Genomic DNA, 14,056 nt, shown 5'->3' on the forward strand with positions numbered 1-14,056 from the left:
TACCCGGCCGGGGGGCATACGGCCGGCGCGCCGGAGGCCGGCACGACAGCCACGGCATCGCATGGCGCACCCAATAGTCTCGGCATCGTGCCGGAGCTGACCGAGGAGACGGCCAATGGGTCGATCCCGCGCATGTCCGGCACCGGCGAAACGCCCTTCGCTGCCTATCGCGCGCCCTTCGAGGTTGCCAGCGCCGGCACCGGCCCCCGCATCGCCCTGATCGTCACCGGACTCGGCATCAACGAGCAGGGTTCGCTCGACGCCATCGCGCAACTGCCCGATCTCGTGACCCTCGCCTTTGCCCCCTATGGCAAGGCGCTCGACAAGACCGTCGCCGTCGCCCGGGGCGGCGGCCATGAAGTCATGCTCGAAGTGCCGCTTGAACCGTTCGATTTTCCGCAGAACGACCCGGGCCCCCATACGCTCCTGACCGGCGAGCCGCCGCGCGCCAATCTTGAGAAGCTCTTCTGGTTGATGGCACGCTTTGGCGGCTATTTTGGCATCATCAACAATATGGGCGCGCGCTTCACCGCTTCGGCCGGCGATTTCGGCCCGATTATGGAAGAACTCGGCGCCCGCGGCGTCGGCTATATCGACGATGGTTCGTCCAACCGCTCGGTCTCCCAGCAGCTCGCCAGCGCCAACAAGGTGCCCTATGCAAGAGCCAGCATGCTGATCGATGCCAATCCGGCGCGCTCATCCATTCTCTCAGCGCTGGACAGCCTTGAAGCCGAAGCGCTGGAACACGGCTCCGCAATCGGTATTGTCAGTGCACTGCCTATTTCCATCCAGGCCATTTCCGAATGGTCGGCGAGCCTTGATGGCAAGGGTATCGCGCTGGTCCCGGCCAGCGCCCTGATGCGATAGCGCCTACGGAGAGGTTTTCTGCTCTCCGGTTCAGGCCCCAACAGAACTGACCGGAACGCCATGTCTATTCCCGATCGTGAGACCATGCCCTATCGCGACTGCGTGGGCGTTGCCGTTTTCAACGCCCAGGGCAATGTGTTCGTCGGCCGCCGCAAGGCCGGCGCCCATTTTCAGAACGAGAACGAGCTCTCGGCCCCCTGGCAGATGCCGCAGGGCGGCATCGACAAGGGCGAGGATCCGCTCAAGGCCGCCCTGCGCGAGCTCTATGAGGAAACCAGCATTTCCGCGGTGAGCCTGCTCGCCGAAGCGCCCGAATGGATTTATTACGACCTGCCGGACGATGCCCTCGGCGTGGCGCTCAAGGGAAAATATCGTGGCCAGCGCCAGCGCTGGTTTGCCTTTGCCTTTACCGGCAATGACGGCGATATCGACGTGACGGCGCCCGGCGGCGGCAAGTTCCACGCCGAATTCGATGCCTGGCGCTGGGAACGGCTCTCGCGCACTCCATCGCTGATTGTGCCGTTCAAGCGCGACGCCTATGAAAAGGTTGTCGCCGCCTTTGCCGACATTCCGCAACGCTTTGCCTGAGGCCAAGCCATGAAGACCATCGGCCTCATCGGGGGCATGAGCTGGGAATCGACCGCCCACTACTACCGCATTCTCAATCAGGAGACCGCGGCGCGGCTGGGTGGCCTGCACTCGGCGCCCGTGCTGGTGGATTCGCTCGATTTTGCCCCCATTGCCGAGCTGCAATCGGCGGGCAAATGGGATGAGGCGGGGGCGCTGCTCAATCGCTCGGCCCGGCGGCTGCAGGCGGCAGGTGCCGAGGTGATCGGGCTTGCGACCAACACCATGCATCTCGTTGCCGAACAGATGATGGCAGGGGTCGACGCTCCCTTCGTCCATATCGGCGACCCGACTGCCGATGCCCTGCTCGCTGATGGCTACGGGACCGTGGGGCTACTGGGCACGCGCTTTACCATGGAAATGGGGTTTTACCGCGAGCGGCTCGAACAGCGTGGTCTCACCGCGCTCATTCCCGAGGTCGACCGCACCAATCTCAACGGCATCATCTATGAAGAACTCTGCCGTGGCATTGTCCGCGACGCGTCCCGACAAATCTATGTTGAGGCCATCAACCGCCTCGCCGCGCGCGGCGCGGAGGCGGTCATTCTGGGTTGCACCGAAATCGGCATGTTGATCGACGATGCCGTTAGTCCGCTGCCGGTTTTCGACACGACGGACCTGCACGCACGGGCCCTTGTGGGCGCCGCGCTCGCCTGACATAAACAAGGGGCCGCCCTTGGCAGCCCCTAAATCATTCAGCGAAGTTTGGGCAGTGCCCGAGGCTTAATGAATGTGTGCCTCGTTGAGCTGCTGCGCCTCGAGAGCGAGGTTCAACAGGCCACTGACGAACTGCTGGGCATAAGACTTGTCATCCGGGGAATCGGCGCGCGCCAGCTCTTCTTCAGCCGCCTTGATCTGCGTCTGCAGGTCGGCATGGTCGAATTCGGAGAAGGGCACGGATTCTTCGGCAAGGATCGTCAGGCCAGCCGGCGAGATATCGGCAAAGCCGCCGCGCACGAAGAAGACTTCCTTGGACGCGCCATTGGTTACGGTGATGAAGCCAGAACGCAGCGTGGTCATGAACGGGGCATGGTCCGACATGACGGTGAAATAGCCTTCGGTGCCGGGCACCGTGACCGATTCCACGGTCTGGGACAGCAGCAGACGCTCGGGCGACACGATCTCGATCTTGAGGCCTTCAGCCATTTTTTTGGTCCCTTAACAGAGAAAGCCCGAGAACGGGCTTGTGCGCTGGGCCCGCCGCGAGCGGCGAGCCCAAGTTGCAGAAATCAGGCAGCCTGAGCGGCGAGCTTCTGAGCCTTCTTGACGGCATCTTCGATGGTGCCGACCATGTAGAAAGCAGCTTCCGGCAGGTGGTCGTATTCACCCTTAACCAGGCCAGCAAAGCCCTTGATGGTGTCTTCGAGCTGCACGAACACGCCCGGCGAACCGGTGAAGACTTCAGCCACGTCGAAGGGCTGGGACATGAAGCGCTCGATCTTGCGGGCGCGGGCCACGGTCAGCTTGTCTTCTTCGGAGAGCTCGTCCATGCCGAGGATGGCGATGATGTCCTGCAGAGCCTTGTACTTCTGCAGGATCGCCTGAACCTGACGGGCGACGTCATAGTGGTCCTGACCGACAACGTTCGCGTCGAGAATACGCGAGTTCGATGCCAGCGGATCAACGGCCGGGTAGATACCCTTTTCCGAGATCGCGCGGTTGAGAACCGTCACGGCGTCGAAGTGGGCGAACGAGGTTGCCGGCGCAGGGTCGGTCAAGTCGTCGGCGGGAACGTACACGGCCTGAACCGAGGTAATGGAACCCTTGTTCGTCGTGGTGATGCGTTCCTGCATCGCGCCCATGTCGGTCGCCAGCGTCGGCTGGTAACCCACGGCGGACGGAATGCGGCCCAGAAGAGCCGACATTTCAGCACCGGCCTGGGTGAAGCGGAAGATGTTGTCCACGAAGAACAGCACGTCCTGGCCCTGGTCGCGGAAGTTTTCAGCGATGGTGAGACCCGTCAGAGCGACGCGAGCGCGGGCACCCGGGGGCTCGTTCATCTGGCCGAACACGAGGGCGCACTTGGAACCGGCGGACGAGCCACCGTTCTCATGCGGGTCCTTGTTCACGCCCGATTCGATCATTTCGTAGTAGAGATCGTTGCCTTCGCGGGTACGTTCACCGACGCCAGCGAACACCGAGTAACCACCGTGCGCCTTGGCGACGTTGTTGATCAGTTCCTGGATCAGAACGGTCTTGCCCACGCCGGCGCCGCCCATGAGGCCGATCTTGCCGCCACGAGCATAGGGAGCGATCAGGTCGACGACCTTGATGCCGGTGACCAGAACCTGCGATTCCGGGTTCTGCTCGGCAAATGCCGGAGCGTCCTGGTGGATTTCGCGCTTGTCGGAGCTGGCGATCGGGCCGGCTTCGTCGATCGGCTCGCCGATCACGTTCATGATACGACCAAGGGTCGCTTCACCAACCGGAACCGAGATAGCGGTGCCGAGATCAAGCACTTCAGCGCCGCGGACCAGACCTTCGGTCGTGTCCATGGCGATGGCGCGCACGGCGTTTTCGCCGAGATGCTGGGCAACTTCCAGCACCAGGCGCTGGCCGTTGTTGGTGGTTTCAAGCGCGTTCAGGATGGCGGGCAGGTGATCGTCAAACACCACGTCAACGACGGCGCCAATGACCTGCGAAACGCGACCGGCCTTCTTATCTGCCATTTGTTCGTCCTCGCTGATGGGTTAGAGCGCTTCCGCGCCCGAAATGATTTCGATGAGTTCTTTGGTGATCTGGGCCTGACGCTGGCGATTGTAGCTCAGCTGCAGCTTTCCGATCATTTCGCCTGCGTTACGGGTCGCATTGTCCATGGCGGACATCTGCGCACCGTAGAACGAGGCACTGTTTTCAAGCATGGCGCGGAACACCTGCACGCTGATATTGCGCGGCAGCAGGTCTTCAACGATTGCCTCTTCGCTCGGCTCGTATTCGTAGATGACGGCGGAGTTCGAAACTTCGCCCTGACCTTCGACACGCTCGATCTTGGCCGGAATGATCTGGACGGCCTGCGGCTCCTGGCTGATCACCGAATTGAACTTGGCGTAGAACAGGGTCGCCACGTCGAATTCGCCGGCAGCAAAGAGGGCCTGGACCTTCTGGCTGATCTCGCTGGCCTGCGCAAAGCCGATATTCTTGACTTCGCGATAGCTGACGGTCTCGATGATTTTTTCAGCGAACTGGCGCTTGAGGATATCGTGACCCTTGCGGCCCACCGTCAGGAACTTGACGGTCTTGCCGGCAGCGATGAGCTTGTTGGCATGATCGCGCGCCAGACGCGCGATCGAGGAATTGAAACCACCGGCAAGGCCACGCTCGCCAGTCGCGACGACCAGCAGGTGAACCTGATCCTTACCATTGCCGCCAAGCAGCACGGGCGCGTCGGACTGGCCATCGTATACCGAGGCAAGGCTCGAGAGCACCTGCCCCATGCGCTCGGCATAGGGGCGGGCGGCCTCGGCAGCGTCCTGGGCACGGCGGAGCTTTGCCGCCGCGACCATCTGCATGGCCTTGGTGATCTTCTGCGTCGACTTGACCGAGTCGATCCGGTTCTTAAGATCCTTTAGCGACGGCATTGCCTGTCGTCTCCTTCAGGGCTCAGGCCGCGTAGGTCTTCTTGATATCGTCCAGAGCCGACTTCAGCTTGGCGCGGGTATCGTCGCTGAGCTGCTTTTCAGCGGCGATGGTCTTCAAGAGGTCGGCGTGCTTGGAACGCAGGTTCGAAAGAACGTGCTTTTCAAAGTCCTGGACCTTGTTGACCGGAACGCTGTCGAGATAGCCCTGGCCACCGGCAAAGATCACCGCAACCTGTTCTTCCGTCTTGAGCGGGGAGAACTGGGGCTGCTTGAGCAGTTCAGTGAGACGCGCACCACGGTTGAGCAGGCGCTGCGTTGCAGCGTCGAGATCCGAACCGAACTGGGCGAAGGCCGCCATTTCGCGGTACTGGGAAAGTTCGCCCTTGAGCGAGCCAGCAACCTGCTTCATGGCCTTGATCTGGGCCGAACCACCGACGCGCGACACCGAGAGACCGACGTTCACGGCAGGACGGATGCCCTGGAAGAACAGGTTGGTTTCAAGGAAGATCTGGCCGTCGGTGATCGAGATCACGTTGGTCGGAATATAGGCCGACACGTCGTTTGCCTGGGTTTCGATAACCGGCAGAGCGGTCAGCGAACCAAGACCGTGGTCTTCGTTCATCTTGGCAGCGCGTTCGAGAAGACGGCTGTGGAGGTAGAAAACGTCGCCCGGGTAAGCTTCACGGCCCGGCGGACGACGCAGCAGCAGCGACATCTGACGGTAGGCAACGGCCTGCTTGGTCAAATCGTCATAGGCGATCACGGCATGCTTGCCGTTGTCACGGAACCATTCGCCGATGGCGCAGCCGGTGAACGGCGCGATGTACTGGAGCGGAGCCGGATCGGAAGCCGTTGCTGCGATGATGATGGAATAGGGCAGAGCGCCCGATTCTTCGAGCTGACGCACGAACTGGGCAACGGTCGAACGCTTCTGGCCAACGGCGACATAGATGCAGAACAGCTTGTCGGTGTCCGAAGCGTCGGCATCGTGGGCCGGCTTCTGGTTGAGGAAGGTGTCGAGAATGATGGCGGTCTTGCCGGTCTGACGGTCGCCAATGACGAGCTCGCGCTGGCCACGGCCGATCGGGATCAGCGCGTCGATGGCCTTGAGGCCGGTCGACATCGGTTCGTGAACCGACTTGCGCGGCAGAATGCCGGGAGCCTTGACGTCGACGCGGCGACGTTCGGTGTGAACGATCGGGCCCTTGCCGTCGATCGGGTTGCCGAGGCCGTCGACGACGCGCCCCAGGAGGCCCGGACCAACCGGGGTGTCCACGATGGCGCCGGTACGCTTGACGACGTCGCCTTCCTTGATCGAGCGGTCATTGCCGAAGATCACGACGCCGACATTGTCGGTTTCGAGGTTCAGCGCCATGCCCTTGATGCCGCCTGGGAACTCGACGAGCTCACCGGCCTGCACCTTGTCGAGGCCATAAACACGGGCAATACCGTCACCGACGGAAAGCACCTGACCGACTTCGGAAACCTGGGCTTCCTGGCCGAAATTCTTGATCTGGTCCTTGAGGATCGCAGAGATTTCCGCGGCTTTGATGTCCATTTATCCGACCTCTTTCATGGCGACTTTCATCGCAGCGAGTTTTGTCTTGATTGAAGAATCGATCATCTGGCTGCCGACCTTCACCTGAAGGCCGCCGATCAGCGAGGGATCGACAAACTGATTGAGCGTAACGCTCTTGCCGAGCTTTGCCTTGAGCGTTTCGCTCAGGGCCGCAACCTGCTCTGAGGTGAGCGGTGCTGCCGAGGTGACTTCTGCAGTGGTCTCGCCACGGGCAGCGGCAGCCAGTTCGCGGAAGCCGACAATGATATTGTCGAGCGCGAAAAGGCGGCCATTCTTGGCCACGAGGCGCAAGAAATTGCCGACCAGCGGATTAACCTTGGCCTTGGCGAGGATCGCGTCGAGCGCGGCAGCCTTCACATCGCCGGAGATAACCGGGGAGTGCAGGTAGCGCGAGAAATCGTCGCTTTCACCAATGAGGCGGGAAATATCGGAAAGGCCGGTTTCAACCGAGGCCAGCTGATTCTCGCTCTGAGCAAGATCAAACAGCGCCGACGCATATGGCCGCGCGATCTGGGTAAGCACTGAATTCTGCGCTGCCAATGTCGCTTCACCCTCTCTATTGCCATCCTTCGGCCGGTAGGCCGGAGTGGCTTATTCAAAGCTTGAGACGTATCCGGAAATGAGGCCCAAGTCGGACTACCCCTAGCCGGACCCCTTCAAGTCGGGCTCGCTCTAACACAAGCCAAGCGGGCCTTGCAAGGCTAGGGGGCACGATTGAATTGCGGCGAAAATGTCGCAGGCTTGTGGCAGTGTCGGCCAAACGTTTTCGACCGCGCCTCTACATGAAACTCATGGGATCGATATCGACCTGAATTTTGAGGTCGCCCTTGGGCTTTTCCGCGCTCGCAAGCCAGAAGCGGACATAGCCGGAAAGATCGAAATCCTTGCCCGACTGGGCAAGGAGCCGCACCCGGTGGCGGCCGCGGATCATGGCAACGGGCGCATCCGCCGGGCCGAAGAGTCTTACGCCATCGGCCATGGGCGCAGCCGAGAGCAGGAGCCGCGCAAAATTGGTGGCATTGTCGTGGTCATTGGCCGAGACGATCAGTGCAGCAAGACGCCCGAAGGGCGGCATGCCGCCGGCTTCGCGGGCCAGCAGTTCCTGGGCATAAAAGGCCTCGCGATCCCCCGAAACCATGGCTTTCATCACCGGATGGTCGGGATGATAGGTCTGCAAAAATGCCTTGCCGTGGCGGCTGGCGCGGCCGGCGCGGCCGGCAACCTGGGTCAGGATCTGAAAGGTTTTTTCTGCCGCTCGCGGATCGCCATGGGCAAGGCCCAGATCGGCATCGAGAACGCCCACCACCGAGAGTTTTTCGAAATGGTGGCCTTTTGAGACCAGCTGGGTGCCGATGATGAGATCATAGTCGCCCCGCTCCACCTCGGCAAAACGTTCGCGCAGCTGCCCATGGCTGCCCATGTCGGTGGACAACAGCACGCGGCGGGCATCGGGGAAACGCACGGCTGCTTCCTCGGCGACACGCTCGATGCCGGGACCGACGGGGATGAGACTATCGACCTGCCCGCATTCGCCGCAGCTTTTGGGGGTGCGCATTTCGTGGCCGCAATGGTGGCACATGAGGACGCCGCGAAAACGGTGTTCGACCATCCAGGCAGAGCAATCCGGGCATTTATATTGATGGCCGCAGGCATTGCAGAGCGTGAGCGGAGCATAACCGCGCCTGTTGAGAAAGAGCAGCGCCTGCTCGCCGCGATCGAGCGCGGCAAAGATTTCGCGGGCGAGCGTAGGAGCGATCCAGGAGCCTTTTTCCGGCCCGTCGATGCGCATGTCGATGGCGGTAATGTCGGGCATGGCCGCTTCGGCAAAGCGGCTTTCGAGGCGCACATGCGAATAGCGCCCCTGATTGGCATTGTTGCGCGATTCGACCGAGGGCGTCGCCGAAGAGAGGATGACGCGGGCCTGAGAAAACTGGGCGCGAACCACGGCCATGTCGCGGGCGTGATAGGTAAAACCATCCGACTGCTTGTAGGCGCCGTCATGCTCTTCATCGAGCACCAGGAGGCCCAGTTCGCGGAAGGGAAGAAAGAGCGCCGAGCGCGCGCCGACCACGGCGCGGACAGTGCCCTCCAGCACGCCACGCCAGACTTTTGAGCGCTGCACCGGCGTCATGTCGGAATGCCACTCGGCCGGGCGCGTGCCGAACCGGCGGGTAAAGCGGTCGATAAAAGTGTTGGTGAGCGCGATTTCGGGCAGCAGAATCAGGGCCTGGCGCCCGGCGCGCAGGGTATCGGCCACCGCCTCGAAAAATACCTCGGTCTTGCCCCCGCCAGTGACGCCATCGAGAAGAGCCACGCCGAACTGGTGTGGATCGAGCGCCAGAATACCGGCAAGCGCGGCCTCCTGCTCGGCATTGAGTTTTGAGGGACTCGCCTCCGGATCGGGCGCCAACACCACCGGTGGGGGTGGCATTTCGAGCTTTTCGAGAGCCCCTGCCCGCTCCAGCCCATCGATGACCGAGGTGGAAACCCCTGTCGCCCCGACAAGCGCAGGCTTGGGCCAGGCCATGTCATCCATCAGGGCATCGAGGACACGAAGACGCGCTGGCGTGAGTTTTTCGGGCTCGATGCCGGTGCGGCGATAGGCAATGACAGGCTTTGGCGCATCGAGCGCTTCGGGCGAGCGCAGCACGCCGCGCAGGACCTGCCCCGGTGCGGCCAGTGTGTAGCGGGAAACCCATTCGACGAGCCGCAGCAATTCTTCGGAAAGCGGGGGGACGTCATAGACCTGGGCAATGTCGCGCAGGCGGTTATGGGCGAAATCGTCCTTGGGTGCGCCCCAGACGACACCAAGGATCAGGCGTGGCCCGAGCGGCACGGCGACGATGGAGCCGCGCTCGACCACCATGTGTTCGGGCACACGATAGCTATAGGGGCCCTCTACGGCGACCCCCACCATGACCGCAACGATGTCCATCCGCGTCTGCATCTCTGCCCGTTCGGTTCGCATCGACCCATGGGAATTGCAAGCGATTCGGCCTGCCGCCTCATGCTGACAGACCCTGTCATTGCGTTCACTTAATGTTCTTGAGAGGAAAAGAACAGGAGGACATCATGATTGGTCGTGAAAATCGACGCGCCCCCGGCGATCTCGTCGCCATCGCCCGTAATGCCAGTCTCTATGACTGGCTGATCAACATTGCCCGGCCCCGACGCCCGCCCGAGCCGGTACCCGCGATCCTGCGGGCCGACCTCGCCCTTCCCCCCGACAAGAGCCGCTGGCCCTATTGAGGTAGAGATCGGTAACCGCGCCGGTATAGACTTCAAACCATGACCGACAGCGCCTTTGCCACCGATGCCTTTGTCCAGTCCCAGATTGCGCACTGGATGCGCGAGCTTGGATCGGTGCGGCGGCTCGCGCCGAAGACGCTGGAGGCCTATGGGCGCGATATCGGGCAGTTCATGAGTTTTCTCGCCGGCCATATGGGCGGCCCCGTCTCGCTGCAATCGCTTAGGGAACTACGCGGCGCCGATATTCGCGCCTTCATGGCGCAACGCCGTGAGGAAAGCCTCGGCTCGCGCTCGCTGGCCCGGGTGCTTTCGGCCCTAAAGAGTTTTTTTGCCTTTCTCGAGCGCGAAAACGTGCTGGTGACGGAGGCGCTCAACGCCATCCGCACGCCAAAAATGTCGCGCTCGCTGCCCAAGGCGCTGACGGTGCTGGAGGCGAAAAAGACCATTGCTGCGACCGGTGAAATGGAAGCGGAGCCCTGGGTTGCCGCGCGCGACATGGCCGTGATTTCGCTCTGCTATGGCGCAGGCCTGCGTATCGCCGAGGCCCTGGCGCTGACCAGGGCCGACCTCGAGACCGATGTGCTGCGGGTGACCGGCAAGGGCGGCAAGGTGCGCATGGTGCCGCTGATCGCACCCGTGCGCCGCGCGATAGAAGACTATCTCAAGCTCAGCCCCTACAAGACCTGGGAAGACGAGCCGCTGTTCCGGGGCGTCAAGGGCGGCGTGCTATCGCCACGACTGATCCAGCAGCGCATGCAGCAATTGCGCTCGGCGCTCGGCCTGCCGCCATCGGCAACCCCGCATGCCCTCCGCCATTCCTTTGCGACGCACCTCCTGGGCAAGGGTGGAGACCTGCGCGCCATTCAGGAACTGCTGGGCCATGCGAGCCTTTCCACCACCCAGATCTATACCGCCGTCGACACCGAGCGGCTGATGGAAAGCTATGCCAAGGCGCATCCACGCGGCTAAAGCGCCTGTGCTGGACGGAATCGCCGCACTCCGCCTTTCCAACCGTACCCACGGGTACTATTGATACTCCATGTCTTCGCGCCCGCAGATTTCGCTTTTGCTGATTTCGCTTATCCGACCCATAGGGGCGCGGACCGAAGGCTGACATCCAGCATTTGGCAACCCGGCCCGCGCCTTGCGGTGTCCGGCAGGAGACTTCGGGGCGGGCCAGAAAGAACAGAGCCCATGAGTGCCCAAGTGAGTGCCCCAGAAACCGCACCATCGCAAACGCAGCCCAATATTGACATGATCGGGTATGGCCTTGCCTTTGCCGGGGCCGCACTCTTTTCCACCAAGGGCATTTTCATCAAGCTCGCCTTTGCCCAGGGGGTAACGGTTGAGGCGACGCTGGCCCTGCGCATGATGATGGCGCTGCCGATCTATCTTGTCATTCTGGTGGGCCTATTGCTGCGTAATGAAAAGCTGCGCGCGGCGGTGACGCCGGTACGTCTCTTCGGCGCCATGGGTGTGGGGGCCCTCGGGTATTACGTCTCGAGCTATCTCGATTTTGCCGGGCTTGCTTTCGTCTCGGCGCAGTATGAGCGGCTTGTGCTCTTCACCTATCCGTTCTTCGTGCTGCTGTTTGGCGTCTGGTTCTTTGGCGACCGGATGAACTGGAAGCTCGTGCCGGCCATGCTCGTGAGCTATGGCGGGCTGCTGATCATCTTTGCCTGGAACCTGACGGTGGAGCCCGATGGCCTTGTGACCGGCACGCTGCTGGTGCTGGGTTCGGCGCTGACCTTTGCCTTTTATCAGCACCTGGCCAAACGGCAGATGCTGGTGCTGGGGACCATGCTCTTTACCTGCGTCGGCATGTCGACGGCGGCGGTTCTCGCCATCGTCCAGAGCCTCATCGTCGATGGCCCGGCGACCTATGCAGGATTCACCCCCAATATCTGGGCCATCGGCCTGATGCTGGGCATCTTCGGCACCGTGCTGCCCTCGTTCCTGCTCAATGGCGGCATTGCCCGGATCGGGGCGCGCGCGACCTCCTCGACAGCCTCGTTCGGGCCGATCGTGACCATCGTGCTGGCGGTTCTGGTGCTCGGGGAAGCCTTCACCTGGATACATGCCCTCGGGACTGCACTCGTGCTGCTGGGCTCCTGGCTCTTTGCCCGCATCGAGCGCAAAAGCCGGGCCCGGCAATGAGTTCGCGGGGCGCCGCAAGGCGCCTCGCCATTGCCCTTGGGCAGAATAAATCATTGGCATTTGTACTTTTGACTGCCGCAAAGCCGCTGTAATCTCTCGACACAACGAGGGCGCAAAACGGAGGGACAACCGATGCGAACGATCAGTCACGTCATCGCTGGGGCACTGCTTGGCGTCGTGCTGGCGGCCGGCACGACCATACCGAGCCTGGCACAGAAGAATACGACGCCTGCCGCGTCCACCATCGACTTTGGCGATGACTCATCGGACTGGGCCAAGGACGGCGAATGCGATGATCCGCGTTTCGTGGGCAAGGGCGCTGCGACCGAACTGGTCGAAGCCGACCGCATGAAGGACGCCACCGATTGCCGCGCCGCCTATGAAGCCGGCACCGTCACCCTCAAGGACGCCGGCACAAATACTGCTGCCACCACGGCCACAGCGACCGAGATCGACTTTGGCGATGATTCCTCGGAATGGGCCAAGGATGGCGAATGCGACGACCCGCGCTTCGTGGGCACGGGCGCAGCCACCGAACTGGTCGAAGCCGACCGCATGAAGGACGCCACCGATTGCCGCGCCGCCTATGAAGCCGGCACCGTCACCCTCAAGGACGCCGGCACCAGCACAGCTGCCACCACGGCCGCCGCTGCCGAGATCGATTTTGGCGATGATTCCTCGAAATGGGCCAAGGACGGCGAATGCGATGACCCGCGCTTCGTGGGCACGGGCGCAGCCACCGAACTGGTCGAAGCCGACCGCATGAAGGACGCCACCGATTGCCGTGCTGCCTTCGAAGCCGGCACCGTGACCCTCAAGGAAGGTGGCCCGGCGGCTACCGGCGTGGCCGCGACCGAGATCGACTTTGGCGATGACTCATCGGACTGGGCCAAGGACGGCGAATGCGATGATCCGCGATTCGTGGGCACGGGCGCAGCCACCGAACTGGTCGAAGCCGACCGCATGAAGGACGCCACCGACTGCCGTGCTGCCTATGAAGCCGGCACGGTCACCCTGAAAGACACTGGCGCAGCGGCCACGGCCATGCCAGCAGCCGAGATCGATTTTGGCGATGATTCCTCGGAATGGGCCAAGGACGGTGAATGCGATGATCCGCGTTTCGTGGGCACCGGCTCCGCCACCCAGTTGGTCGAAGCCGATCGCATGAAGGACGCCACCGATTGTCGCGCTGCCTTCGAAGCCGGCACCGTGACCCTCAAGGACACCAGCGCCACTTCGACTGCCGCCATCGACTATGGCGACGATTCCTCGGAATGGGCCAAGGACGGCGAATGCGACGATCCGCGCTTTACCGGCAAGGGCGTTGCCACCACGACGCTGGCCGAAGACATCAAGAAGGACGCCACCGACTGCCGCGCCGCGGTTGAGGCTGGCACCGCCACCTATACCGGTGAGCGCGATGCGGCGGCCTTTGACTTCGGTTCGGACTTCTCCAAGTGGGCCAATGACGGCCAATGCGACGATCTGCGCTTTGAAGGTCCGGGCGTCGACAAGAAGCTGCTGAGCGAAGACCTGATGGGCGACGCCACGGACTGCCGCACCCTGCTCGAAGAGGGCAAGGTCTCGATCCGCAAGGTCTATACGCCCGAATATGCCGCCGGCGCGCCCTATGACAGCTCGGGGATCGACTTTGGCGACAATTCCTCGTCCTACTCCAATGACGACGAATGCGACGATCCGCGCTTTGAAGGCCCGGGCACGGCGACGACCCTGCTCGACAGTGATCGCCTGGCTGATGCCGATGATTGCCGCGCGGCCTATGAGGCTGGCACGATCGTGCTGATCGAGGGCTGAGCCCAGCCACCGTCACCACCGGGCTTGTCCCGGTGGTCCGCTCTTGTGGCGAGATGGATTGCCGGGACAGGCCCGGCAATGACGACAAAAAAGAGATTAGAGCGGCGGGGCGAAAGCTCCGCCGTTTGCTTTTGGGGAATGGGCCTTTCACAAACGCAGAAACAAAAAGGCCCGCAGCAAAGCC

At 62.3% G+C, this 14,056-nt stretch carries 13 protein-coding genes; 7 read left to right on the forward strand and 6 right to left on the reverse strand.

The window, feature by feature from the left end; genetic code table 11:
* The 3 genes from J0I64_RS16655 to J0I64_RS16665 form a co-directional block, all read left to right on the forward strand.
* Positions 1-867 (forward strand): divergent polysaccharide deacetylase family protein (locus J0I64_RS16655; RefSeq protein ID WP_291410243.1); only part of this gene is annotated, 867 nt, incomplete at its 5' end.
* A 60-nt stretch (positions 868-927) separates the two neighbouring features.
* Positions 928-1,455, forward strand: a complete 528-nt coding sequence (locus J0I64_RS16660; RefSeq protein ID WP_291410246.1) for an RNA pyrophosphohydrolase — start codon at positions 928-930, stop codon at positions 1,453-1,455.
* A gap of 9 nt (positions 1,456-1,464) precedes the next feature.
* Positions 1,465-2,151: an aspartate/glutamate racemase family protein gene (locus J0I64_RS16665; RefSeq protein ID WP_291410248.1), complete on the forward strand. Its 687-nt coding sequence runs from the start codon at positions 1,465-1,467 to the stop codon at positions 2,149-2,151.
* 66 nt (positions 2,152-2,217) lie between these two features.
* Here J0I64_RS16665 and J0I64_RS16670 read toward each other — a convergent pair whose 3' ends face one another.
* The 6 genes from J0I64_RS16670 to J0I64_RS16695 all read right to left on the reverse strand — a co-directional run bounded on the left by J0I64_RS16670 (position 2,218) and on the right by J0I64_RS16695 (position 9,619).
* Entirely contained in the window at positions 2,218-2,640 is a 423-nt protein-coding gene (locus tag J0I64_RS16670) for a F0F1 ATP synthase subunit epsilon (RefSeq protein WP_291410250.1), read from the reverse strand.
* An 83-nt stretch (positions 2,641-2,723) separates the two neighbouring features.
* Positions 2,724-4,163 carry a F0F1 ATP synthase subunit beta gene (atpD, locus tag J0I64_RS16675; RefSeq protein ID WP_291410251.1) on the reverse strand — a complete coding sequence of 480 codons (1,440 nt, stop codon included), beginning with the start codon at positions 4,161-4,163 and terminating at the stop codon, positions 2,724-2,726.
* Between the two features lie 21 nt (positions 4,164-4,184).
* The gene (locus J0I64_RS16680) at positions 4,185-5,072 is read right to left on the reverse strand and encodes a F0F1 ATP synthase subunit gamma (RefSeq protein WP_291410254.1); all 888 of its coding nucleotides are present in this window, start codon (positions 5,070-5,072) and stop codon (positions 4,185-4,187) included.
* A 22-nt stretch (positions 5,073-5,094) separates the two neighbouring features.
* On the reverse strand, positions 5,095-6,630 hold the full coding sequence (gene atpA / locus J0I64_RS16685; protein WP_291410256.1) for a F0F1 ATP synthase subunit alpha: 1,536 nt from the start codon (positions 6,628-6,630) through the stop codon (positions 5,095-5,097).
* Positions 6,631-7,191, reverse strand: coding sequence for a F0F1 ATP synthase subunit delta (locus tag J0I64_RS16690; protein ID WP_291410258.1), 561 nt, complete (start codon positions 7,189-7,191; stop codon positions 6,631-6,633).
* A 238-nt stretch (positions 7,192-7,429) separates the two neighbouring features.
* On the reverse strand, positions 7,430-9,619 hold the full coding sequence (locus J0I64_RS16695) for a primosomal protein N' (protein ID WP_366933758.1): 2,190 nt from the start codon (positions 9,617-9,619) through the stop codon (positions 7,430-7,432).
* Between the two features lie 104 nt (positions 9,620-9,723).
* On the opposite strand from J0I64_RS16695, the gene J0I64_RS16700 reads away from it, so the two are divergent.
* The 4 genes from J0I64_RS16700 to J0I64_RS16715 all read left to right on the forward strand — a co-directional run bounded on the left by J0I64_RS16700 (position 9,724) and on the right by J0I64_RS16715 (position 13,872).
* The gene (locus J0I64_RS16700) at positions 9,724-9,900 is read left to right on the forward strand and encodes a hypothetical protein (protein WP_291410262.1); all 177 of its coding nucleotides are present in this window, start codon (positions 9,724-9,726) and stop codon (positions 9,898-9,900) included.
* A gap of 39 nt (positions 9,901-9,939) precedes the next feature.
* Positions 9,940-10,869 (forward strand): tyrosine recombinase XerC, encoded by a 930-nt coding sequence (locus J0I64_RS16705; protein WP_291410264.1) that lies wholly within the window; start codon positions 9,940-9,942, stop codon positions 10,867-10,869.
* A gap of 237 nt (positions 10,870-11,106) precedes the next feature.
* Entirely contained in the window at positions 11,107-12,057 is a 951-nt protein-coding gene (locus tag J0I64_RS16710) for a DMT family transporter (protein WP_291410265.1), read from the forward strand.
* A 132-nt stretch (positions 12,058-12,189) separates the two neighbouring features.
* On the forward strand, positions 12,190-13,872 hold the full coding sequence (locus tag J0I64_RS16715; protein WP_291410267.1) for a hypothetical protein: 1,683 nt from the start codon (positions 12,190-12,192) through the stop codon (positions 13,870-13,872).
* Positions 13,873-14,056: the final 184 nt, after the last annotated feature.

Source organism: Devosia sp., from assembly GCF_017307565.1.
In the GTDB taxonomy this organism is placed as follows: domain Bacteria; phylum Pseudomonadota; class Alphaproteobacteria; order Rhizobiales; family Devosiaceae; genus Devosia.

Coding starts and splice junctions, on each gene's coding strand:
- J0I64_RS16660 (WP_291410246.1), top strand. CDS start 928: ATGTCTATTCCCGATCGTGAGACCATGCCCTATCGCGACTGCGTGGGC.
- J0I64_RS16665 (WP_291410248.1), top strand. CDS start 1,465: ATGAAGACCATCGGCCTCATCGGGGGCATGAGCTGGGAATCGACCGCC.
- J0I64_RS16670 (WP_291410250.1), bottom strand. CDS start 2,640: ATGGCTGAAGGCCTCAAGATCGAGATCGTGTCGCCCGAGCGTCTGCTG.
- atpD (WP_291410251.1), bottom strand. CDS start 4,163: ATGGCAGATAAGAAGGCCGGTCGCGTTTCGCAGGTCATTGGCGCCGTC.
- J0I64_RS16680 (WP_291410254.1), bottom strand. CDS start 5,072: ATGCCGTCGCTAAAGGATCTTAAGAACCGGATCGACTCGGTCAAGTCG.
- atpA (WP_291410256.1), bottom strand. CDS start 6,630: ATGGACATCAAAGCCGCGGAAATCTCTGCGATCCTCAAGGACCAGATC.
- J0I64_RS16695 (WP_366933758.1), bottom strand. CDS start 9,619: ATGCGAACCGAACGGGCAGAGATGCAGACGCGGATGGACATCGTTGCG.
- J0I64_RS16700 (WP_291410262.1), top strand. CDS start 9,724: ATGATTGGTCGTGAAAATCGACGCGCCCCCGGCGATCTCGTCGCCATC.
- J0I64_RS16705 (WP_291410264.1), top strand. CDS start 9,940: ATGACCGACAGCGCCTTTGCCACCGATGCCTTTGTCCAGTCCCAGATT.
- J0I64_RS16715 (WP_291410267.1), top strand. CDS start 12,190: ATGCGAACGATCAGTCACGTCATCGCTGGGGCACTGCTTGGCGTCGTG.